At 59.0% G+C, this 22,786-nt stretch carries 22 protein-coding genes; 14 read left to right on the top strand and 8 right to left on the bottom strand.

Translation table 11 applies throughout. The features are described from left to right. Positions 1 to 6: 6 nt before the first annotated feature. The 3 genes from HGP31_RS27070 to HGP31_RS27060 form a co-directional block, all read right to left on the bottom strand. The gene (locus HGP31_RS27070; protein ID WP_020798663.1) at positions 7 to 363 is read right to left on the bottom strand and encodes a hypothetical protein; all 357 of its coding nucleotides are present in this window, start codon (positions 361 to 363) and stop codon (positions 7 to 9) included. A gap of 224 nt (positions 364 to 587) precedes the next feature. Beyond that, positions 588 to 2,441, bottom strand: coding sequence for an Lnb N-terminal periplasmic domain-containing protein (locus HGP31_RS27065; protein WP_168758969.1), 1,854 nt, complete (start codon positions 2,439 to 2,441; stop codon positions 588 to 590). Between the two features lie 96 nt (positions 2,442 to 2,537). Then, positions 2,538 to 3,026, bottom strand: coding sequence for a DUF3015 domain-containing protein (locus HGP31_RS27060; RefSeq protein ID WP_020798660.1), 489 nt, complete (start codon positions 3,024 to 3,026; stop codon positions 2,538 to 2,540). A gap of 280 nt (positions 3,027 to 3,306) precedes the next feature. Here HGP31_RS27060 and HGP31_RS27055 point away from each other — a divergent pair, with 280 nt between their 5' ends. Further along, positions 3,307 to 5,745, top strand: coding sequence for a Lon protease family protein (locus HGP31_RS27055; protein WP_020798659.1), 2,439 nt, complete (start codon positions 3,307 to 3,309; stop codon positions 5,743 to 5,745). A 315-nt stretch (positions 5,746 to 6,060) separates the two neighbouring features. Beyond that, positions 6,061 to 6,402 carry a PA4575 family protein gene (locus HGP31_RS27050; RefSeq protein ID WP_008058253.1) on the top strand — a complete coding sequence of 114 codons (342 nt, stop codon included), beginning with the start codon at positions 6,061 to 6,063 and terminating at the stop codon, positions 6,400 to 6,402. A 5-nt stretch (positions 6,403 to 6,407) separates the two neighbouring features. Here the strand turns inward: HGP31_RS27050 and HGP31_RS27045 are convergent, their stop codons facing one another. Continuing rightward, a complete protein-coding gene (locus HGP31_RS27045; protein ID WP_020798657.1) occupies positions 6,408 to 8,237 on the bottom strand; it encodes a hypothetical protein in 1,830 nt (609 codons plus the stop codon). 159 nt (positions 8,238 to 8,396) lie between these two features. On the opposite strand from HGP31_RS27045, the gene HGP31_RS27040 reads away from it, so the two are divergent. The 3 genes from HGP31_RS27040 (at position 8,397) to HGP31_RS27030 (ending at position 10,050) form a co-directional block, all read left to right on the top strand. Further along, complete coding sequence (locus tag HGP31_RS27040; RefSeq protein ID WP_007970904.1) at positions 8,397 to 8,885, top strand: TIGR00645 family protein; 489 nt, start codon at positions 8,397 to 8,399, stop codon at positions 8,883 to 8,885. A 135-nt stretch (positions 8,886 to 9,020) separates the two neighbouring features. Continuing rightward, on the top strand, positions 9,021 to 9,311 hold the full coding sequence (locus HGP31_RS27035; protein WP_020798656.1) for a DUF6482 family protein: 291 nt from the start codon (positions 9,021 to 9,023) through the stop codon (positions 9,309 to 9,311). Positions 9,312 to 9,432: 121 nt separating this feature from the next. Next, on the top strand, positions 9,433 to 10,050 hold the full coding sequence (locus HGP31_RS27030; RefSeq protein WP_020798655.1) for a BamJ family beta-barrel-assembly machinery protein: 618 nt from the start codon (positions 9,433 to 9,435) through the stop codon (positions 10,048 to 10,050). 124 nt (positions 10,051 to 10,174) lie between these two features. Here HGP31_RS27030 and HGP31_RS27025 read toward each other — a convergent pair whose 3' ends face one another. From HGP31_RS27025 to HGP31_RS27015, 3 genes are all read right to left on the bottom strand, one after another. Continuing rightward, on the bottom strand, positions 10,175 to 10,432 hold the full coding sequence (locus HGP31_RS27025; RefSeq protein WP_020798654.1) for a PA4570 family protein: 258 nt from the start codon (positions 10,430 to 10,432) through the stop codon (positions 10,175 to 10,177). Positions 10,433 to 10,639: 207 nt separating this feature from the next. Then, on the bottom strand, positions 10,640 to 10,981 hold the full coding sequence (locus HGP31_RS27020) for a zinc ribbon domain-containing protein YjdM (protein ID WP_020798653.1): 342 nt from the start codon (positions 10,979 to 10,981) through the stop codon (positions 10,640 to 10,642). A gap of 169 nt (positions 10,982 to 11,150) precedes the next feature. After that, positions 11,151 to 12,119 (bottom strand): polyprenyl synthetase family protein, encoded by a 969-nt coding sequence (locus tag HGP31_RS27015; protein WP_020798652.1) that lies wholly within the window; start codon positions 12,117 to 12,119, stop codon positions 11,151 to 11,153. A 239-nt stretch (positions 12,120 to 12,358) separates the two neighbouring features. On the opposite strand from HGP31_RS27015, the gene rplU reads away from it, so the two are divergent. From rplU to HGP31_RS26990, 5 genes are all read left to right on the top strand, one after another. Beyond that, positions 12,359 to 12,673: a 50S ribosomal protein L21 gene (gene rplU, locus HGP31_RS27010; RefSeq protein ID WP_003176051.1), complete on the top strand. Its 315-nt coding sequence runs from the start codon at positions 12,359 to 12,361 to the stop codon at positions 12,671 to 12,673. Between the two features lie 35 nt (positions 12,674 to 12,708). Next, complete coding sequence (gene rpmA, locus HGP31_RS27005; RefSeq protein WP_003281574.1) at positions 12,709 to 12,966, top strand: 50S ribosomal protein L27; 258 nt, start codon at positions 12,709 to 12,711, stop codon at positions 12,964 to 12,966. A 195-nt stretch (positions 12,967 to 13,161) separates the two neighbouring features. Beyond that, a complete protein-coding gene (cgtA, locus tag HGP31_RS27000) occupies positions 13,162 to 14,385 on the top strand; it encodes an Obg family GTPase CgtA (RefSeq protein ID WP_020798650.1) in 1,224 nt (407 codons plus the stop codon). Between the two features lie 137 nt (positions 14,386 to 14,522). Next, on the top strand, positions 14,523 to 15,641 hold the full coding sequence (gene proB / locus HGP31_RS26995; protein ID WP_033041014.1) for a glutamate 5-kinase: 1,119 nt from the start codon (positions 14,523 to 14,525) through the stop codon (positions 15,639 to 15,641). Between the two features lie 11 nt (positions 15,642 to 15,652). Next, the gene (locus HGP31_RS26990) at positions 15,653 to 16,117 is read left to right on the top strand and encodes a CreA family protein (RefSeq protein WP_033041012.1); all 465 of its coding nucleotides are present in this window, start codon (positions 15,653 to 15,655) and stop codon (positions 16,115 to 16,117) included. 182 nt (positions 16,118 to 16,299) lie between these two features. On the opposite strand, the gene rpsT is transcribed toward HGP31_RS26990, so the two are convergent. Next, a complete protein-coding gene (rpsT, locus tag HGP31_RS26985; protein WP_020798646.1) occupies positions 16,300 to 16,578 on the bottom strand; it encodes a 30S ribosomal protein S20 in 279 nt (92 codons plus the stop codon). 252 nt (positions 16,579 to 16,830) lie between these two features. On the opposite strand from rpsT, the gene murJ reads away from it, so the two are divergent. The 4 genes from murJ to lspA all read left to right on the top strand — a co-directional run bounded on the left by murJ (position 16,831) and on the right by lspA (position 22,786). Beyond that, positions 16,831 to 18,369, top strand: a complete 1,539-nt coding sequence (gene murJ, locus HGP31_RS26980; RefSeq protein WP_168758968.1) for a murein biosynthesis integral membrane protein MurJ — start codon at positions 16,831 to 16,833, stop codon at positions 18,367 to 18,369. A gap of 129 nt (positions 18,370 to 18,498) precedes the next feature. Next, complete coding sequence (gene ribF, locus HGP31_RS26975) at positions 18,499 to 19,449, top strand: bifunctional riboflavin kinase/FAD synthetase (RefSeq protein ID WP_168758967.1); 951 nt, start codon at positions 18,499 to 18,501, stop codon at positions 19,447 to 19,449. Further along, positions 19,450 to 22,281, top strand: coding sequence for an isoleucine--tRNA ligase (gene ileS, locus HGP31_RS26970; protein ID WP_020798643.1), 2,832 nt, complete (start codon positions 19,450 to 19,452; stop codon positions 22,279 to 22,281). Further along, positions 22,274 to 22,786 (top strand): signal peptidase II, encoded by a 513-nt coding sequence (lspA, locus tag HGP31_RS26965; RefSeq protein WP_020798642.1) that lies wholly within the window; start codon positions 22,274 to 22,276, stop codon positions 22,784 to 22,786. The genes ileS and lspA overlap by 8 nt, the downstream gene beginning before the upstream one ends.

Below are 22,786 nucleotides of genomic sequence, written 5' to 3'. Positions count from 1 at the left end.
AGCGACTCATGGCGAGCGATAGGCTCGAGCGGCATCCTGATCCTTCTGTTGCTCCCAGGCTTTGTCCCGTTCATTGAGGTGACTGTTGCGATAGCTCTCACGATCCTCGTTTTCGCGCATGGCCTGACACTGACGGAAACCATCGCTCCAGCCTTCGGCGTAATTCTTGTCCTTCAGGTAGCGCGGGACGTTTTTTCGAAACTCGCCGGTGATGGCCCCGGCGGCCTGTCGACCACTGCTGCACCCATCATCGAACCCGTCGGCGAATGCCGGTGGATAACCCTTGGCGATCAGATCTTCGTGGGTTGTCTGGCAACCAGCGATCAACATCAACAAACTCAACACACCTGCGCAACGCCACATCTCGGACTCCCGGGGCCGTTTAACGGCCTATAAGGGAAGTCTAGGTGCGGGTTCGTCAGGTGTTTGTGGAAGGCCTGTGAAAAATCCATTCAACACCACAACCCCCACCCCCCTGTGGGAGCGAGCCTGCTCGCGAAGGCGGTGGATCAGCCGCCATCGATGTCGGCAGACAGTGCGCATTCGCGAGCAGGCTCGCTCCCACAGGGTGGATCGGTGCATTTTGGTCAGTAGTGATACCACTTCACCTCTAGCATCACTTCATTCTCAGGCGTGGCCAGGTGGCTGAACTCGCGCTGGGCGCTCAGGCGCAAACCGAGGTTGCGCGACAATTCCCACTGCTGGTTCAGGCTCAGGCTACGGCGCACTTCGCCATTGGTGAAGAAATCGCCTTTTGCCTCCAGGCTCAGATTGCCCAGCGGGTTTTTCCACAGCAGGCCGGTGTTGAAACCTGCTGCCGGCGATATGAATTCGGCGAAGTCATTATTGTGCTCCACGCGCACGGTACCCAGGGCGAACCCCAGCATGTCGTCGCCCAGTTGCCAGGTTCCGCCGCCGCCGCCATTGACGTGGCTGACCAGGGTTTCATCGTCATGCTTGCCCGGCACTCGCTCCAGGCCACCAGTGACCTGCCACGACAACGGTTGCAGCAACTCATTTCGCGGGGTCAGGGAGCGAATGGTCGCCAGGTCCAGTTGCTGCACTTGCCAGTCATTGCCTTCGTACTGGCGCAGTTTCAATTGCAGGATCTCGATCTGTGCGCCGAGGGGGAAGCTTTCGGCGTTGTCATTGAGATCGTGATAGGCCATGCGCAAGCCGTACTCGCCAAAGGCGCGGTCACCACGGGTGCCCAGACCGGCCTGCCAGGTGCGCGACTCGTGGCCGTCCTCGGGCAGGCCAGGCTGCGGGATGTCCAATTCGGGTGCGGGATTGCGGTTGATCGCCCGCAGCAACTCAAAGCTGCGCTGGGCCCGCTGCGGATCTCGCTCCTGGCCGTTGGCGCGATAGCGTTCCAGGCGGTAGGCCGCATCGATGATCAGCGCCTGGCGGTCACGGGGTTGCGCCTTGAATTCGGGCGTTTGCAATTGATTCTGGTCGGCGCTGACCTTCAGTACCCACTGTTGTTCTTCATCGGTCAGTGGCTCGGCTCGGCTCAGCAATTCCCGTTCGCGAGACGGACGATACTGGATGGACTCCACCAGCCCGGCCTCTTTCACGGCCTTGACGGTGTCGGTGGGAATGGCTGTCAGTGGGAATTGCTCGCTCAGGCGCAGACTCGGACGCGCCACTTGCAGCAGTTCCAGCAGGCGATAGGAGCAGTTTTCGTCGAAGAAGAAATAGTCGAACTGAATCTGTTTCAGTTCCCAGACGTGCTCGACCATGCGCGCCGTTTCCTGCTGGGTCAGGTTCAGGCGGTACTCCCACAAGTCACGGTTTTCGAGACTGCGGTATTCCGAGAGCTTTTCCTGGTAAGGCACCAGCGCAAACAGCCCCGGATAGCCCCCCATCAAGCCTTTCCAGGCGTACAGGATGCTGTTGTCGGAACCCTCGATGTAGGCGCCGAAGTTGATCGCGTAACTGAGCAGCGAGGTCTTGTCGCTTTGCACGTCGGCCTGATCGATGCGCAGCAATGTGTGGCCGAACATCGATGACGGGCTGTTCAGGTAGGCCGCCGGGAAGATCATCACCGCGCTGTGGGGCGAAACGTCCTTGAACCATTGATTGAACTCGGCGCAGTCCAAAGCCGGCAGGTCGGTCAGGTTGAGCTGCGCCTTGAGCCAGCGGGTTCGTGCCGGGTAGACGCACTGCGCATGCTGTTCGCCGGAAGTGGCCGGGGCGTACAAGGCTTGCACGGTGGCCACCAGTTCACGGTCCGGGTGTTCGTTGCCATCGGCGGCAAGAAAAAATTTCTTGTCGCTGACATAGCTACGCCAGCCACCAAGCTTGGCGGTTTCGTAATGGCCCAGGGAGATCCAAAAGGGGTCGTTGGCCAGTTGCTGCAAACGTTGTGGATCGATGTGAGGCGCGGCGGACAGCGGGGCGCAGACACAGAGCGCCAGCCAGGCAAGGCGTTTGAGCATAATCAGCAACTTAAACAGGAAAAAAACAAAGACCCAAGGAGGGGGCAGGTCCAAAAAATAAACCCGCTTCCCGAAAGAAGCGGGGTGCGCTGGAGCTTAAGCCTGAGTGGCGTACTTGGCCAGGCGAGGATCGCTCTTGAGAACGGCCAGGGTGTTGGTATGCACATCTTCCGCGGTCACGTCAGCTTTGCTGAAGATCTGCTGGAAGTGCTCGTGAGTGACGGCGGCGAAGTGCGCACGGTCTTCCGGCGCCACGCCCAGTACTACGGCGTAGGTGGTCAGCGCTTCGCCCTGACCTTTAGCCATGTCTTCGGACAGCTCGTTCATCATGCCATTCATGGCAAACCAGGATTTGCCGCCATAGGTCAGCGACGCGTTGGTCGAGCAACCGTTGGTACCGGAAGTCATACCAAATGTTGCGTTGCCGGAAGTGCCGTTGGTGGTGGATGCCAGGAAGTGAGCCGGGGTACCACGCTGACCTTCGAACAGCATGTTGCCCCAACCGCAATCCGGGCCGCCTGGCGCCTGAGCCATGGCGTTGATGGATACCGCGGTGAAGAGAGTACCAAGAAGAATCCGTTTCATAGCTTTGTTCTCTTTTATGTGCAAACCAATGGACAAGGGTTCTGGCGCCTATCTCGCCAGTGTGGACTGGTTATTAATCCAGTCGCGCAGTTTGGAGTTTAGGCATGATCAAGGGGTTCCGTGATTTTTTGCCAAATATTCGTTGAAAACGCTGATTTGGCGCCGCTCAACCCCGGGCTTTGGCCTTGACTATGCTTTGGCCTTAGGCGCTCCTTGCCAGTCAGGCATGGGCGGCGCCAGAATGCCGCTATCTGCCCCGCCTGATTGTTAAGGAAGCCCGATGCCTGATCCTGTTGCTGCCAGCTTGCGTCTAGCGCCTGAAGCGCTGACCCGTCCGTTTTCCGCTGAACAGTTCAGCTTCTCTACCACCAATGATCTGGAGCCCTTTCGCGGTGTGCTTGGCCAGGAACGTGCGGTCGAAGCCTTGCAGTTCGGTGTGGCCATGCCACGCCCCGGTTACAACGTATTCGTCATGGGCGAGCCCGGCACCGGTCGCTTCTCGTTCGTCAAACGCTACCTGAAGGCCGAAGGCAAACGCCTGCAGACCCCGGCGGACTGGGTCTACGTCAATAATTTCGATGAGCCGCGCGAACCGCGTGCCCTGGAGTTGCCATCGGGCACCGCCGGTGCCTTCATCTGTGATATCAACGGCTTGATCGACAACCTGCTGGCGACCTTTCCGGCGGTGTTCGAGCACCCGTCCTACCAGCAGAAAAAAAGTGCCATCGACCGCGCCTTCAATCAGCGCTATGACAAGGCACTGGATGTGATCGAGCGCCTGGCGCTGGAGAAAGACGTCGCGCTCTATCGCGATGCCAGCAATATCGCATTCACTCCGATGCTTGAAGGCAAGGCGTTGGATGAGGCCGAATTCGCCCAATTGCCGGAAGCCGAGCGCGATCGCTTCCACGATGATATTTCCAACCTCGAAGAGCGCCTGAACGAGGAACTCGCCAGCCTGCCGCAATGGAAGCGCGAGTCGAGCAATCAGCTGCGCCATCTGAACGAAGAAACCATCACCCTGGCCCTGCAGCCTTTGCTGTCGCCGTTGTCGGAGAAATACGCCGAGAACGCGGCGGTGTGCGGGTACCTGCAAGCGATGCAGGTGTATTTGCTCAAGACCGTGGTCGAGCAACTGGTCGACGACAGCAAGACCGATGCAGTCGCCCGCAAGCTGCTGGAGGAGCAATACGCGCCGAGCCTGGTGGTCGGGCATTCCGCCAGTGGTGGTGCCCCTGTGGTGTTCGAGCCGCATCCGACCTACGAGAACCTGTTCGGCCGCATCGAATACAGCACCGACCAGGGCGCGCTCTATACCACGTATCGGCAGCTGCGGCCGGGTGCGCTGCACCGGGCCAACGGCGGTTTCCTGATCCTCGAAGCGGATAAAATGCTCAGCGAGCCGTTCGTGTGGGATGCGCTGAAGCGCGCCCTGCAATCGCGCAAACTGAAAATGGAATCGCCACTGGGCGAGATGGGTCGTTTCGCAACCGTCACCCTGACGCCGCAGCACATTCCATTGCAGGTCAAAGTCGTCATCATCGGGGCTCGCCAGCTCTACTACACGCTGCAGGACCTCGATCCGGACTTCCAGGAGATGTTTCGCGTCCTGGTGGATTTCGATGAAGACATTCCGATGGTCGACGAGAGCCTGGAACAGTTCGCCCAGTTGCTCAAGACCCGTACTTCCGAGGAGGGCATGGCGCCGTTGACCGCCGATGCGGTGGCGCGCCTGGCAACCTACAGCGCACGCCTGGCCGAGCATCAGGGGCGGTTGTCGGCACGCATCGGTGATCTGTTCCAGCTGGTCAGCGAGGCGGATTTCATTCGTCACCTGGCCTCGGATGAAATGACCGATGCCGGTCACATCGAGCGGGCACTCAAGGCCAAGGCCACCCGTACTGGACGTGTGTCGGCGCGCATTCTCGATGACATGCTGGCGGGGATCATCCTGATCGACACCGCGGGCGCGGCGGTCGGCAAGTGCAACGGCCTGACAGTGCTGGAAGTCGGCGACTCGGCCTTTGGTGTACCGGCGCGGATCTCCGCCACGGTGTATCCCGGTGGCAGCGGTATCGTCGACATCGAGCGTGAGGTCAACCTCGGTCAGCCCATCCACTCCAAAGGGGTGATGATTCTCACCGGTTACCTGGGCAGCCGTTACGCCCAGGAGTTTCCGCTGGCGATCTCCGCGAGCATTGCGCTGGAGCAGTCCTATGGCTACGTCGATGGTGACAGTGCTTCCCTGGGCGAGGCGTGCACCCTGATCTCGGCCTTGTCGAAAACCCCGCTCAAGCAGTGCTTTGCGATTACCGGCTCGATCAACCAGTTCGGTGAAGTGCAGGCCGTGGGCGGCGTCAACGAGAAGATCGAGGGGTTCTTCCGTCTCTGTGAAGCGCGCGGACTGACGGGCGAACAGGGAGCAATCATTCCCCATGCCAACGTTGCCACGCTGATGCTTGACGAGAAAGTGCTGGCCGCTGTGCGCGCCGGTCAGTTCCACGTCTATGCCGTGCGTCAGGCCGACGAGGCGCTGAGCCTGCTGGTGGGTGAGCCGGCGGGCGAGCCGGATGAAAATGGCGAGTTCCCTGAAGGTAGCGTCAACGCACGGGTGGTGGAGCGCTTGAGGGTGATCGCGGAGATGATCAGCGAAGATGACCTGAAAGAGGCAGAGAAGGAAATGGCTGTGGAGGCGCTGGTGGAGGCCAAGCCGGCCTGACAAAAACCTGAGCTTCACCCCGATCCACTGTGGGAGCGAGCCTGCTCGCGAAGACGGATTTTCATTCAGCATTGATGTTGGATGATCGTCCGCTTTCGCGAGCAGGCTCGCTCCCACATTTGCTTGTGAATCGCAATAAAGTGCCATCACTCTGGCGCCAATATTCACACAGTGACCATTCGGCGCCTTCTGGTCTTACTTGACGTACTAGTCAAACTTTTCCTCTATTCTCTGCTCAAGGATATCGACAGTATCACTGGATCGAGACAGCCTTCCCGTGGAGGCTGAATACCGGATTTACCGAGGGTCGCCGCCATGCCGCGCAACCTCTGCCTCACTCGTCAATGTCTAGGTCTTGTGACTCGTATCGAATGCGCCATCCGCCCCCTGGCGGGCGATACGGGGATGTGGACCTTACTCTTCGCCGCCGGAATGGCCGGTGAACAACCTTCAGCCATCAAAGCCCAAGGCCCGTTCCATGGCCCTTTTGTGGCTGAGTCCATCCTCGATACCATCGTTGAAAGCCTGACCCTGCACGGCTATGAACTGGCCGATGACCCGCAGATCTGGTGCCTGCATCTGCAAGCCCAGTTGCGGGAAATCAACGGTGGTCGTTGTCGTAGCGTGGGTGGTTTCGAGTTCCGGCCCGAGCACTGACAGCGCTATTGGGCCTGGCTGGACATGTCAGCCTTGTCGAGCTTGACCTCAAAACCATATTGCACGGTGGCGAGGTCAGTTCGTTGATAGGTTTCCAGGCGCGTGGGTTGACCGTAGAAGTAATGCACGGCGAATAACGCGGGGCCTTCTGTGCTCGCGTCATGGCTGACCGCAAGAATTTCCTTCAGGTAATTGCCGCTGTCATCCTTGGCAAAAAAACGCCAGTCCGGATCGGGAAACACTTTCGAATCCACCACCAGCGCATTGCCCTTGAGTTCAAGACCCTTGGGCAATTGATGGGCATCGAACGTCTGCTTTTCGACAGTGGCCAGAAACAGCGGGATGGAGCCAACCACAAAGGCGGGTGTCTGTGGAAACAGGTTCAGGTCGTAGGTGATCGTGCCGCCCAGGGGGTCGACCTCATACGCCTCTGGTGGCAATTCGATCGACCCATCGCGCTTGCCGCTGCTGTCTTCGGTGAAGAAGCTGACCGGACTATCGCCCGGGTTGAAAGAGCTACCGAGCAATTCATCATTGAAGCTGCGCAGGTGAGTGAACTCGACGCGCGCAGCGCTGGGATCCTCGACCGATTGAGTGATCCTGACGCCTTTTTTCAACTGCTCAGGGGTCAAGGTCGCGCCCTTGAGCCAGGTCGGGGCATTGTCGTCGTAGACTACCACCGGCAAGCTCAGCGGCTGGATGGTTTTCGCCGTGGTATGGCGGTCGAAGCGGCGTACCGGCAGGTCCAGGTCCTTGCGAGTCACCGTAACGCCGGAGAAATCCAGCAGGCTGACTTCAAGGGTTTCGATGGTCCCGTTGAAATACACCTTGGAGTAGTGGCGTTTCTGTTGTTTCTCGAAGGTTCGCTGCTCTTCATTGAGCTGTTTTTCCAGCGACTCGCTCCAGAGTTTCTGTTGCTGCAACTTCGCCAGTTGTTTCTGGTAGAAGGCAATTTGCGCGGCATTCTCATTGATCGAGCCTGAGCGCGACAGAAACTGCCCGGTGGTATCCCTGGCCTGGACAATCAGCGGATTCAACGGTGTTTCGGCGATCTCGGGGGCTGGCGGCTCGCTATTGCTGAACTCGATTTCGGCGTAGTTGTCCCCAAGTTTCACCAAGGTGACGCTCAAATTGTCGTTGGTGCGGGTCTGGCCGATGTCCTTTTTCGTCAGGTCGAAGCTGTAGAGCCGGCGCGGTGCAATGACTTCCACCGTGCCTTGCAGGCTCACCGGTTGTGGCTGATTCTTGATATCGACGTCCAGTCCTTCAATGAACGGATAGGTCACGGTCAGGTCGTCAGGGTTGGTCACGTTGGAGCTCGATGGGCTCAACTGAATGCCCGGGTCGGTTTCCGACCATTCCGGCTGGAAGGCGATAACCCGTTTGTTGCTCAGGGTGACCGACTGCCATTGCAGGCCATGGGGAAACAGAAACGCCGCCGGGATGCTGAAGTTGAAGGGGAACACCGGTTGCAGGTCCGTCAGGTAGTCGGAGCTGGAGTCCTTGTGCAGGACGAAAAGGCCATTGATGTACGTGTCAACCAGGGCCTGTGGCGTTGGGTAGTGCTTGAGCACGGCGAGGGCGTCTTCACCGTATTCGGTTTCCACGGGCTTGCTGTCGAGCTTGAGTTGCGCGCGCTCAAGCAGCAAAAGCGAACCGCCCAGTTCGGCCACCGCATCCTTGAGTTTCGGGTCCTCGATGGCATCCAGGGACTTCTCGAACTGCGCAGTCTTTTCCTCAAGGCTGACCTGCCGTTTCTCGTCGCTGGGCGAGCAGGCGCTGATCAGCAGGGCCATGAAAATCCCGGCACTCGTTAATGGCAATCGCCCATCCATTTCCAGTCTTCCTGTCCGATGTCATTTTGCTGTCAATGGTTTGGACACTAGCAGAAAAAATTTGATACACACACGCAGGTAGCGGATTTCCCAATGGTTTCTGGGTATTACAGACGGCTGTTATACTCACGGCCATTTCAAGTCCGCCTGTGAGATTCAATGGAACGCTTTATCGAAAATGCAATGTACGCCTCGCGCTGGCTGCTGGCGCCGATCTACTTCGGTTTATCCCTCGGGCTGTTGGCACTGGCACTGAAATTCTTCCAGGAAGTCTTCCACGTTATCCCCAACGTCTTCTCGATGGCCGAATCGGACCTGATCCTGGTGTTGCTGTCGCTCATTGACATGGCGCTGGTAGGCGGTTTGCTGGTGATGGTGATGATTTCCGGCTACGAGAACTTCGTGTCTCAACTGGACATCGACGACAGCAAGGAGAAGCTCAACTGGTTGGGCACCATGGACTCCTCGTCGCTGAAAATGAAGGTGGCCGCGTCGATCGTGGCGATCTCGTCGATCCACCTGCTGCGTATCTTCATGGACGCCAAGAACGTCGATCCCGAGCATTTGCAGTGGTATGTCATCATTCACATGACCTTTGTGGTGTCGGCATTTGCCATGGGTTACCTGGATAAAGTGACCAAGCACTAAACAACGGCTGTCCTGTTGTTATGCGCCGCCCGTCTGTTGCAAAACAGACGGGCGGCGTCGTTTATGGCTTGTGCTTTGATGCGCCGAGGCATATCCCTGTAAGGGTGTTGGCTCGTCACTGCGTGAGGTGCGCTCATGAACCTGCAAGAGTTGAATGCCTATGCCGTCGCCGGGAAGGTCGATGAGTTGAACCTGATCTCCATGGAAGGAGGCATTTACCTGCTTGAGGCGCGTATGCACGGAGCGGCGTATCCATTGAGTGATGCGCCAGGTCACACGATGCAGTTGCGCTCGGTGGAACATGCACGCGAGGTGCTACGCTCCTTTCCCAAGTTGCACTTCAACCTTGTCCACACCGTCGTGCATGACGAGATGTGCGGGCTGGTTGCCGATGTGGAGGAAAACCTGAAGGTGCCGATCGCCTGACGTCCCTCATCAATGGCATGACATCTGTGCTAGTCTGCTGGCCCTTTTGGTTCCGGGCGCTCCGGGACGCGCTGTGCACGCACGGCCAGTTCCCGAGCCGTCCGCACAGCGGAGCAGTGTCATGTCCGAAGTAAATCTGTCCACCGACGAAACCCGCGTCAGCTACGGCATCGGCCGTCAGCTGGGCGACCAGCTGCGCGACAACCCGCCACCGGGCGTTAGCCTGGACGCGATCCTGGCAGGCCTGACCGACGCGTTTGCCGGTAAGCCAAGCCGTGTTGGCCAGGAAGAAATGTCTGCAAGCTTCAAGGTAATTCGCGAAATCATGCAGGCCGAAGCTGCAGCCAAGGCTGAAGCAGCCGCTGGCGAAGGCCTGGCCTTCCTGGCTGAAAACGCCAAGCGTGACGGCATCACCACCCTGGCTTCCGGCCTGCAGTTCGAAGTACTGTCCGCCGGTGAAGGCGCCAAGCCATCCCGTGAAGATACCGTGCGTACCCACTACCACGGCACCCTGATCGACGGCACCGTGTTCGACAGCTCCTACGAGCGCGGCGAGCCTGCGGAATTCCCGGTCGGTGGCGTGATCGCTGGCTGGACCGAAGCCCTGCAACTGATGAATGCCGGCAGCAAATGGCGTCTGTATGTGCCGAGCGAACTGGCTTACGGCGCTCAAGGCGTTGGCAGCATTCCGCCGCACAGCGTACTGGTGTTCGACGTCGAGCTGCTGGACGTTCTGTAATACCTGACCCTGTAGGAGCGAGCATGCTCGCAATGGGCGTGAACGATAACGCGTGCATTCTGAATGAGCGCGGTGTCCTTGAGTCCATCGCGAGCATGCTCGCTCCTACAAGGGTTTGCGTTTCTCATAGTTCTATCTTGTGATGCAGTTCATTGGTCGGGCGCAATGCCCGGGCATAGCAGAACAGAAACAGGTTTCTCACCACTTCCTTGAGCACCACCGGCTCGCTGGAACTCAAGCCGTTGACGTCCAGGTCACCCTGATCCTGCAGTTCGTTCAAGGCTTCTTCTTCCAGCACTGCACAGACTTCCCCGGTTTCCCGATGCAGGATCCTGAGGTAGGGGTGTGGACGGTCCAGCCAGGCATCGATCAAATAAGTCATGGGTTCTCATCTCCATTGATGGGGTTCAATGAGAACAATTCGTATTCAATAAATAGCAAGGGCCTATTGGCTGATCCGTGATTTTTCTGGGTAAAGATTGCGTAAGGTCAAAACGGCTGGCATTTGGCTATTGCGAGGGTTCATTGGGCGAGGCGGGGAGGGCGAAGCACCACCCCACGTCAGGACGCGGGGTGGCGTACAGCTGAATCAGACTTTTCTGACGAATTCAGATTTGAGCTTCATCGGGCCGATGCCGTCGATCTTGCAGTCGATGTCGTGATCGCCATCGCACAGGCGGATGTTCTTGACCTTGGTGCCCACCTTGACCACCAGCGACGTGCCCTTGACCTTGAGGTCCTTGATGACGGTGATGGTGTCGCCGTCCTGCAGGACATTGCCCACCGAATCCTTTTTCACTGCATCATCGGACACAGCTTCGGCTTCGCCGCTGGCGGACCATTCGTGGGCGCACTCAGGGCAGATCAGCTGGGCGCCGTCTTCATAGGTGTATTCGGAATTGCATTTCGGGCAGGGTGGCAACGTGCTCACTAAGGCTCCTTGGATTCAGGATCGCTAAAAAGCGCACATTATATAGGGTTTTAGGTGAGAGAGGGGGTGGGACCTGTAGGAGCCGGCTTGCTGGCGATGCATCCAACTCGGTGTGTCAGGAACACCGTGGTGATGCAATCGCCAGCAAGCCGGCTCCTACAAGTGCAGATCAGTGTGTGCGGGCGACCGCAAACTCGCTCAATTCAACCAGTGCATCGCGGTATTCGCTGGCGGGCAGCGCGTCGAGACACTTGATCGCACGGGCCACATAGTCGCGGGCGAGCTGGGCGGTGTAATCCAGTGAGCCGGAGGCTTCCACAGCTTCGCGGATGTTTTCCAGGTCTTCGATACCGCCTTTCTGGATCGCCTTGCGCACCAGGGCTGCCTGCTCCGGCGTACCTTCGCGCATGGTGTAGATCAGCGGCAGGGTGGGCTTGCCTTCGGCCAGGTCGTCACCGACGTTCTTGCCCAGGGTCTCGGCGTCGCCTTTGTAGTCCAGCAGGTCGTCGACCAGTTGGAAGGCCACGCCCAGATGGTCGCCGAAGGTGCGCAGCGCTTCGCACTGCTCAGGTGTCGCGCCGGCCAGGGCTGCCGCACTGTGGGTCGAGGCTTCGAAGAGCATCGCGGTCTTGCCGCGGATGACCTCCATGTAGGTTTCTTCGGTGGTGCTGGCATCGCGGACCTTCGACAGCTGCAACACTTCGCCTTCGGCGATGATGCGCGTGGCTTGCGAAAGGATCTTCATCACCGGCATGGAGCCCAGCTCGACCATCATTTCGAAGGAGCGCGAATACAGGAAGTCGCCCACCAGCACGCTCGGCGCGTTGCCCCACATGGCATTGGCCGTCGAACGGCCACGGCGCATGCCGGACATGTCGACCACGTCGTCATGCAGCAGGGTAGCGGTGTGCAGGAATTCGATGGTGGCGGCCAGCAGGCGCAGGTCGTCGCCTTCGCGGCCGAGGGCCTTGCCACACAGCAGCACCAGTAACGGACGCAGGCGTTTACCGCCGGCCGAGGTAATGTAATCGCCGATTTTCGATACCAGCGGCACTCGGGAAGTCAGCTGCTTCTTGATGATGCCGTCGACGGCGCTAAAATCGTCCGCCACCGCGCGGTAGAAAGCTTGGGGTTGCATCAGCGACAGTTGCTCCAGAAGGGTTGCGCGGCATGCTAGGACCCACGCCAGCAGGTGTCAAGGCGCGATGGACGGCCTATTGCAAGGCGCTCGTGCCTTGCGTACAATCGCGCACCCTGAACTTCCTGGGCAGCACCTGCCTTACGCAATTGCAAGCGGGCCTCCAGCCCCATGCAGCCATGCCAGCCAATACCTCTTCTTATAAAGAGCTGGGTGAGCAGGATTATCGGAGAAATACCATGTCTTATGCAGTAATCGTTACTGGCGGCAAGCAGTATAAAGTCGCCCCAGGTGAATACCTGAAGATCGAAAAACTGGAAATCGCTACCGGCGAATCCGTTACCTTTGATCGCGTTCTGTTGGTTGCCAACGGTGACGACGTGAATATCGGCGCTCCAGTTGTTGCTGGCGCTACCGTTGTGGCTGAAGTGATCTCCCAAGGTCGTCACGATAAAGTCCGCATCATCAAGTTCCGTCGCCGTAAGCACCACATGAAGCGTATGGGCCACCGCCAGTGGTACACCGAGATCAAAATCACCGGTATTCAGGCTTAATTACAGCCTAATTCCTCACTAGGAGAATTGAACTCATGGCACACAAAAAAGCTGGTGGTAGTACCCGTAACGGTCGCGACTCAGAAGCCAAACGCCTTGGCGTGAAGATGTATGGCGGCCAGGCTATCAAAGCAGGCAACATCATCGTGCGTCAGCGCGGCACCCAATTCCACGCTGGCTACGGCGTTGGCATGGGTAAAGATCACACTCTCTTCGCTAAAGTCGAAGGCGTGATCAAGTTCGAAGTAAAAGGCGCCTTCGGTCGTCGTTACGTGAGCGTAGTCGCGGCTTAATCGCGCGATCGCTGGAAAAGCCCTGTCTCGCGACGGGGCTTTTTCGTTTGTGGGGTGAGTCTCTTGCAAAACTGTTTGTATGGGCTGCCGGCGCTGGTTTTAGCGGTCGTTGATTGGAGTCGCTGCGCTCATTTTTGCAAGAGTCTTATGTCTTAGTGTTTTTCGGCTCGTCCGTATGGCGAGAGGCGTTGTGTTATGAAGTTTGTTGATGAAGTATCGATCCGAGTAAAGGCTGGCGACGGCGGTAACGGCTGCATGAGTTTCCGTCGCGAAAAATTCATCGAAAACGGTGGTCCGAACGGTGGTGATGGTGGTGACGGCGGCTCGGTCTACATGATCGCCGACGAAAACCTCAACACCCTGGTCGACTATCGTTACACCCGGCACTTCGATGCCGAGCGTGGCTCCAATGGTGGCAGCACCGACTGCACCGGCAAGAAGGGTGAGGATCTGGTGCTGCGCGTACCGGTCGGCACCACCGTGATCGACTCCGCTACCCAGGAAGTGATCGGTGACCTGACCAAGGCCGGCCAGAAGCTGCTGGTGGCACATGGCGGTTGGCACGGTTTGGGTAATACCCGTTTCAAATCCAGTACCAACCGTGCGCCACGCCAGACTACGCCGGGCAAGCCGGGCGAGCAGCGTGACCTCAAGCTGGAAATGAAGGTGCTGGCGGACGTGGGTCTGCTGGGCTTGCCGAACGCTGGTAAAAGTACCTTTATCCGTTCGGTATCCGCTGCCAAGCCGAAAGTCGCCGACTATCCGTTTACCACCCTGGTGCCAAACCTGGGTGTGGTCAGCGTCGATCGCTGGAAAAGCTTCGTGGTCGCGGACATCCCGGGCCTGATTGAAGGTGCTTCCGACGGCGCCGGCCTGGGGATTCGTTTCCTCAAGCACTTGTCGCGTACCCGCCTGCTGCTGCACCTCGTCGACATGGCGCCGCTGGATGACACCAGTGCTCCGGACGCTGCCGAGGTCATCGTCAACGAGCTGACCAAGTTCAGCCCGTCCCTGGCTGAGCGTGATCGTTGGCTGATCCTCAACAAGTGCGACCAGATCCTTGAAGAAGAGCACGATGAGCGGGTCAAGGAAATCGTCGATCGCCTGGAGTGGACCGGTCCGGTCTACGTGATCTCGGCCATCGCCAAGCAGAACACCGAGCGTCTGTGTCACGACATCATGCGTTACCTGGAAGATCGTGCCGATCGCCTGGCCAATGACCCGGCCTACAAGGAAGAGCTGGCCGATCTCGATCAGCGCATCGAAGACGAAGCCCGTGCCCAGCTGCAGGCGCTGGACGATCAGCGTGCCTTGCGTCGTAGCGGCGTGAAGTCGGTCCACGACATCGGCGACGATGATTGGGACGAAGAAGATGTGGATGACGAAGACGGTCCGGAAATCATTTACGTGCGTGACTGATTCGTTGCGATAAACTTAAGCGCCGCTCAATCGAGCGGCGTTTTAGTATCTGGAAATCGATCGTTGGTCACGAATAACCACGAATAACGTCACGGGCAGTGCCAGGTCGCGCTGCCCTCAAGCTAAGGTTGAAGATGATGCGGAGCAAGGTGACAGGTGCGCAGCGTTGGGTCGTGAAGATCGGCAGCGCTTTGCTGACAGCGGACGGCAAGGGCCTGGATCGCGCGGCAATGGGTGTCTGGGTTGAACAGATGGTGGCCTTGCATGAGGCGGGTGTCGAGTTGGTGCTGGTGTCCTCCGGGGCGGTGGCGGCCGGCATGAGCCGTCTGGGCTGGACCGCGCGACCCAGTGCGATGCACGAGCTCCAGGCCGCTGCTGCAATCGGCCAGATGGGCTTGGTGCAGGCCTGGGAGTCGAGCTTTGCCGAGCATGGTCGACACACTGCGCAAATTCTCCTGACGCACGATGACCTGTCCGACCGCAAGCGCTACCTGAACGCCCGCAGCACCTTGCGTGCGCTGGTCGAGTTGAAGGTCATTCCGGTGATCAACGAGAACGATACTGTGGTCACCGACGAAATCCGTTTCGGCGACAACGATACCCTTGCGGCGCTGGTGGCTAACCTGGTCGAGGCTGACCTGCTGGTGATCCTGACGGATCGCGATGGCATGTTCGATGCCGATCCGCGCAACAATCCAGATGCCCAGCTGATCTACGAGGCGCGTGCCGATGATCCGGCGCTCGACGCGGTGGCAGGCGGTACCGGCGGAGCGCTGGGGCGCGGTGGCATGCAAACCAAGCTGCGTGCGGCACGCCTGGCGGCGCGGTCCGGTGCGCATACGATCATCGTGGGTGGTCGACTGGAGCGCGTTCTGGATCGCCTTAAGGCGGGTGAGCGCATTGGCACCTTGCTCTCGCCTGAGCGCGGCATGCTGGCGGCGCGCAAGCAGTGGCTGGCCGGGCATCTGCAAACCCGTGGCACCCTGGTGTTGGACGCGGGTGCGGTGACGGCGTTGTCCCAAGGTAACAAGAGCCTGCTGCCGGTTGGGGTCAAATTGGTCCAGGGTAGCTTCCGTCGCGGCGAAATGGTGGTGTGCGTGGCGCCCGACGGTCGTGAAATTGCCCGTGGGTTGGCCAACTACAGTGCGCTGGAAGCACAAAAAATCATCGGTCAGTCGTCTGAGGCGATTGTCGGTCTCTTGGGTTATATGGCGGAACCGGAACTGGTTCATCGCGATAACCTGATTCTGGTCTGAAGGAATACCTGATGCGCATGGCAAAAGGATTGTTGGGGTTGCTGTTGGCGATGCCGCTGCTGGCGTCGGCCGAGGAAATTGGCCAGGTGTCGACGGTGTTCAAGTTTGTCGGCCCGAACGATCGCATCGTGGTCGAGGCGTTTGACGATCCCAAGGTCGAGGGTGTGACGTGCTACCTGTCGCGCGCCAAGACTGGGGGCGTGAAGGGTGGGCTTGGATTGGCCGAGGATCGTGCCGAGGCGTCCATTGCCTGTCGTCAGGTCGGGCCCATCAGCTTCAAGGGTGAGCTCAAGGACGGTGACGAGGTGTTCAAGGAGCGTACCTCCCTGGTGTTCAAGACCATGCAGGTGGTGCGATTCCTCGATAAGAAGCGCAATACGCTGGTGTATCTGGTGTACAGCGATCGGTTGATCGAGGGCAGTCCGCAGAATGCGGTGACAGCGATTCCGATTTTGCCTTGGGCGAGCGCTCAATAAGTAAACGAAAATCCAAGTGTGGGAGCGGGCTTGCTCGCGAAAGCGCAGTGTCAGTCGATGCAGGTGTCGCCTGATGCGCCGCTTTCGCGAGCAAGCCCGCTCCCACAATTGTTTTGTGTGTTCATCAAATCGCAGGCAATAAAAAACCGACCCTGAGGTCGGTTTTTTAATGAACGAGTCGCTTAGGCAGCAGCGGCAACGTTCAGGGCCTTTACGTGGCCATTCAGGCGGCTCTTATGACGAGCAGCCTTGTTCTTGTGGATGATGCCTTTATCGGCCATACGGTCGATAACTGGCACAGCCAGAACGTAAGCAGCTTGAGCTTTTTCAGCGTCTTTTGCGTCGATGGCCTTAACTACATTCTTGATGTAGGTACGAACCATGGAACGCAGGCTGGCGTTGTGGCTGCGACGCTTCTCAGCCTGTTTTGCACGTTTTTTGGCGGAAGGTGAGTTGGCCACCGTCGAGCTCCTCGAAAGACTTTTTAGGAAATAGCAAACAAAATAGGCCGCGAATCATGCCGATGAGTTGAGGTCTTGTCAAGGGCGGTTGAAACGTTCCGCTAAGTGGTAGGTGCAACACCTCTGGATATTTCTTTCCAGCGTGCGACCTGTAAACTCGCGAGCTTTGGCTCTGTGCTGTTGCGGCGCGGAGTATCGCATAAGTAGGCGCGTAGTTCGCCTGCTGTTTATCGACAGGCACGAACTCTTTTAATGAATCTGCTCAAATCGTTGGCCGCTGTCAGCTCTATCACGATGCTTTCCCGGGTTTTGGGGTTTGTTCGTGACACCCTTATTGCACGTGCATTCGGCGCGGGAATGGCGACCGACGCCTTTTTCATCGCCTTCAAGTTGCCCAACCTGTTGCGGCGGATTTTTGCCGAAGGGGCGTTTTCCCAGGCATTCGTACCGATTCTGGCCGAATACAAAAGCCAGAAGGGCGATGAGGCGACGCGAACCTTCATTGCCTATGTTTCTGGCCTGCTGACACTGGTGCTGGCGCTCGTCACGGCGTTGGGCATGCTTGCCGCCCCCTGGCTCATCTGGGTGACCGCGCCGGGTTTCACCAATACGCCGGAGAAGTTCGAGCTGACCACCAGCTTGCTGCGAGTGACCTTTCCGTACATCTTGCTGATTTCCCTGTCCTCATTGGCTGGCGCGATCCTTAACACCTGGAACCGCTTTTCTGTGCCGGCGTTTGTGCCGACCCTGCTGAACGTCAGCATGATTATCTTTGCGCTGTTCCTGACGCCGTACTTCGATCCGCCGGTGATGGCGCTGGGCTGGGCGGTGCTGGCGGGCGGTCTGGCGCAGTTGCTTTACCAACTGCCACACCTGAAAAAAATCGGCATGCTGGTCCTGCCGCGCCTGAGTTTGCGCGACAGCGGCGTCTGGCGGGTGATGAAGCAGATGCTGCCGGCGATTCTCGGGGTGTCGGTGAGTCAAATCTCGTTGATCATCAACACCATCTTTGCGTCCTTCCTGGTTGCCGGCTCGGTGTCCTGGATGTACTACGCCGACCGCCTGATGGAGTTGCCGTCCGGTGTGCTGGGCGTGGCATTGGGCACGATTCTGCTGCCGACCCTGGCCAAGACCTACGCCAGCCAGGACCGCCAGGAATATTCGCGAATCCTCGATTGGGGCCTGCGCCTGTGTTTCGTGCTGGTATTGCCTTGTGCCCTGGCGTTGGGGATTCTGGCCGAGCCGCTGACGGTTTCACTGTTCCAGTACGGTCAGTTCGATGCCCATGACGCGGCCATGACCCAGCGTGCGCTGATTGCCTACTCTGTCGGTTTGCTCGGGATTATCGTGATCAAAGTACTGGCGCCAGGCTTTTATGCGCAACAAAACATCCGCACGCCGGTAAAAATCGCGATTTTCACCCTGGTGGTCACCCAGTTGTTCAACCTGCTGTTGATCGGCCCGCTGGCCCATGCCGGCCTTGCGCTTGCCATCAGTGCCGGTGCCTGCCTGAATGCCGGGCTGCTGTTCTATCAACTGCGCAAGCAGCAGATGTACCAGCCGCAACCGGGTTGGGCGAAGTTTGGCTTCAAGCTGGTGGTCGCGGTGACGGTGATGTCCGCTGTGCTGCTGGCGGGGATGCATTTCATGCCCGCCTGGGGCGAAGGGCAGATGCTTGAGCGGTTCCTGCGCCTGGGCGCTTTGGTCATCGCCGGTGTGGTGGCTTATTTCGGCATGTTAGTGTTGATGGGCTTCAGGTTGCGCGACTTCAATCGCAAGGCGCTTGGCTAAAGCCAGGGCCTCGATAAACATGGGCGAGTCGGCGTTTTTGTCGGCTCGATTACTTTGGGATACGGTGTTGCCTGTCGTCGGCCGCCGGGTGTGGTTATAATCGACCACTTTATGAGCAAGAAGCGCGTTATGCAGCTGGTTCGAGGCCTCCACAATCTGCGCCCCCAGCATCGGGGCTGTGTCGCCACTATTGGCAACTTTGACGGTGTACACCGTGGCCACCAGGCTATCCTGGCGCGGCTGCGCGAGCGTGCGCTCGAGTTGGGCGTGCCCAGCTGCGTGGTTATTTTCGAGCCGCAGCCCCGGGAATTTTTCGCCCCTGACACGGCGCCAGCGCGTCTGGCCCGGCTGCGTGACAAGCTGCAGCTGTTAGCTGCCGAAGGGGTCGACCGAGTCCTGTGCCTGGCATTCAACCAGCGCCTGAGCAAGCTCAGCGCCAGTGAGTTCGTCGATACCATCCTGGTTGACGGTCTCGGCGTGCAGCACCTTGAAGTCGGCGACGACTTCCGTTTTGGCTGTGACCGGGCAGGGGATTTCGATTTCCTGCAACAGGCTGGCGTCATGCAGGGCTTCACCGTCGAAGCGGCGCAAACCGTCGAGCTCGATGGCATTCGCGTCAGCAGCACCCAGGTGCGTAATGCGCTGGCCGCTGCTGATTTCGCCCTCGCGGAGCGTTTACTGGGCCGTCCATACCGGATCGCCGGTCGCGTGTTGCATGGCCAGAAGCTGGCCCGGCAGTTGGGTACGCCCACCGCCAATATCCAGCTCAAGCGTCGTCGCGTGCCGCTGACCGGGGTTTATCTGGTCAGTATCGACCTGGACGGCAAGACCTGGCCTGGCGTCGCCAATATCGGCGTTCGACCCACGGTCCAGGGAGATGGCAGAGCCCACCTCGAAGTACATCTTTTAGATTTTGCCGGCGATCTGTATGACCGGCGTATGACGGTGGTTTTCCACCAAAAGCTGCGTGAAGAGCAGCGTTTCGCCTCTCTGGAGGCGCTTAAGACGGCGATCAATGCGGATGTCGCCGCCGCCCGTGCCCTGTCGCACCTAGCGCCAATCGCTAATGAAGAGCCTTAAATGACCGACTATAAAGCCACGCTAAACCTTCCGGACACCGCCTTCCCAATGAAGGCCGGCCTGCCTCAGCGCGAACCGCAGATTCTGCAGCGCTGGGACAGCATTGGCCTGTACGGAAAGTTGCGCGAGATTGGCAAGGATCGTCCGAAGTTCGTCCTGCACGACGGTCCTCCATATGCCAACGGCACGATTCACATCGGTCACGCACTGAACAAGATTCTCAAGGACATGATCATTCGTTCGAAGACCCTGTCGGGCTTCGATGCGCCTTATGTTCCGGGTTGGGACTGCCATGGCCTGCCGATCGAGCACAAGGTCGAAGTGACCCACGGCAAGAACCTGGGCGCGGACAAGACCCGCGAACTGTGCCGTGCCTACGCCACCGAGCAGATCGAAGGGCAGAAATCCGAATTCATCCGTCTAGGCGTGCTGGGCGACTTCGCCAACCCGTACAAGACCATGGATTTCAAGAACGAGGCCGGTGAAATCCGTGCCCTCGCCGAAATCGTCAAGGGCGGTTTCGTGTTCAAGGGCCTCAAGCCTGTGAACTGGTGCTTCGATTGCGGTTCGGCCCTGGCCGAGGCGGAAGTCGAGTACGAGAACAAGAAGTCCTCGACCATCGACGTCGCATTCCCGATTGCCGATGAAGCCAAGCTGGCTGCCGCGTTCGGTCTGCCTTCGCTGGACAAACCCGCGTCGATCGTGATCTGGACCACCACCCCGTGGACCATCCCGGCCAACCAGGCGCTGAACGTCCACCCTGAATTCAACTACGCCCTGGTCGATGTCGGCGACAAACTGCTGGTGTTGGCTGAAGAGCTGGTCGAGTCATGCCTGGCACGCTACAGCCTGGAAGGTTCGGTCATCGCGATTGCCTCGGGCAAAGCGCTGGAACTGATCAACTTCCGCCACCCGTTCTACGACCGCCTGTCGCCTGTCTACCTGGCTGACTATGTCGAACTGGGCGCCGGCACCGGCGTGGTTCACTCTGCCCCGGCCTACGGTGTGGACGACTTCGTGACCTGCAAGAAATACGGCATGGTCAACGATGACATCCTCAACCCGGTACAAAGCAACGGCGTCTACGCGACTTCGCTGGAATTCTTCGGCGGCCAGTTCATCTGGAAGGCCAACCCGGCCATCGTCGACAAGCTGACCGAAGTGGGCGCGCTGCTGCACACGACCATCATCGAACACAGCTACATGCACTGCTGGCGCCACAAGACTCCGCTGATCTACCGTGCCACCGCGCAGTGGTTCATCGGCATGGACAAGCAGCCAACCACCGGCGACACCCTGCGCCAGCGCTCGCTCAAAGCCATTGAAGAAACCCAGTTCGTACCGGCCTGGGGCCAGGCGCGACTGCACTCGATGATTGCCAACCGTCCGGACTGGTGCATCTCCCGCCAGCGCAATTGGGGTGTGCCGATCCCGTTCTTCCTGAACAAGGAAAGCGGCGAACTGCACCCACGCACCGTCGAATTGATGGAAGAAGTTGCCAAGCGCGTCGAAGTCGAAGGCATCGAGGCCTGGTTCAAGCTGGACGCCGCCGAGCTGCTGGGCGATGAAGCGCCACAGTACGACAAGATCAGCGACACCCTCGACGTCTGGTTCGACTCGGGTACCACCCACTGGCACGTCCTGCGCGGTTCGCACCCGATGGGCCACGAAAGCGGTCCACGCGCCGACCTGTACCTGGAAGGTTCGGACCAGCACCGCGGCTGGTTCCATTCGTCGCTGCTGACCGGTTGCGCCATCGACAACCACGCGCCGTATCGCGAGCTGCTGACCCACGGTTTCACCGTTGACGAGTCCGGCCGCAAGATGTCCAAGTCGTTGGGCAACGTCATTGCACCGCAGAAGGTCAACGACACCCTGGGTGCCGATATCATGCGCCTGTGGGTCGCTTCTACCGACTACTCCGGTGAAATGGCAGTGTCCGAGCAGATCCTGCAACGCAGTGCGGACGCCTACCGGCGTATCCGTAACACCGCGCGTTTCCTGCTCTCGAACCTGACCGGCTTCAACCCGGCCACCGACCTGCTGCCGGCCGAAGAAATGCTGGCACTGGACCGTTGGGCCGTGGATCGCACCCTGCTGCTGCAACGTGAGCTGCAAGAGCACTACGGTGAATACCGCTTCTGGAACGTGTACTCGAAGATCCACAACTTCTGCGTGCAGGAGCTGGGCGGTTTCTACCTGGACATCATCAAGGACCGCCAGTACACCACGGGTGCCGACAGCAAGGCCCGTCGTTCGTGCCAGACCGCGCTGTTCCACATCTCCGAGGCGCTGGTGCGCTGGATCGCCCCGATCCTGGCGTTTACCGCCGACGAGCTGTGGCAATACCTGCCGGGCGAGCGCAACGAGTCCGTCATGCTCAACACCTGGTACGAAGGCCTGAGCGAACTGCCGGAAGGCTTCGAGCTGGGTCGCGCCTACTGGGACCGCATCATGGAAGTGAAGGTCGCGGTCAACAAAGAGATGGAAATCCAGCGCGCGGCCAAGGCCGTCGGTGGCAACCTGCAAGCCGAAGTGACGCTGTTCGCCGAAGACGCGCTGAGCGCCGACCTGGCCAAGCTGAGCAACGAACTGCGTTTCGTCCTGATCACCTCCACCGCCAGCGTTGCACCTTTTGTTCAGGCGCCAGCGGACGCGGTAGTCACCGAAGTCAGCGGCTTGAAGCTGAAAATCGTCAAGTCGGCCTTCGCCAAGTGCGCCCGTTGCTGGCATTGCCGTGAAGACGTCGGCGTGAACCCGGAGCATCCGGAAATCTGCGGTCGTTGCGTCGACAACATCAGCGGCGCGGGCGAGGTTCGTCACTATGCCTAATGCCGTTGGCCGTTTTGGGCGGCTGGGCTGGCTCTGGTTGAGTTTGCTGGTCCTGGTCATCGACCAGGCCAGTAAGTTCTACTTCGAAGGCTCGTTGGAGATGTACCAGCAAATCGTGGTGATCCCCGATTACTTCAGCTGGACCCTGGCCTACAACACCGGCGCGGCATTCAGCTTCCTGGCTGACAGCTCCGGCTGGCAGCGCTGGTTGTTTGCCCTGATCGCGATGGTGGTCAGTGCCGTGCTGGTGGTGTGGCTAAAGCGTCTGGGACGTAACGAAACCTGGGTGGCCATCGCGTTGGCGTTGGTGCTGGGTGGCGCGCTGGGCAATTTGTATGACCGCATAGCCTTGGGCCATGTGATCGATTTCATTCTGGTGCATTGGCAGAATCGCTGGTATTTCCCGGCTTTCAACTTTGCCGACAGTGCAATCACGGTTGGTGCTGTAATGCTGGCACTGGATATGTTCAAAAGTAAAAAGACCGGAGAAACCGTTCATGACTGA

The sequence above is a fragment of the Pseudomonas umsongensis genome (genome assembly GCF_012647205.1).
In the GTDB taxonomy this organism is placed as follows: domain Bacteria; phylum Pseudomonadota; class Gammaproteobacteria; order Pseudomonadales; family Pseudomonadaceae; genus Aquipseudomonas; species Aquipseudomonas umsongensis.
This window is presented reverse-complemented; position numbering and strand designations above follow the sequence as displayed.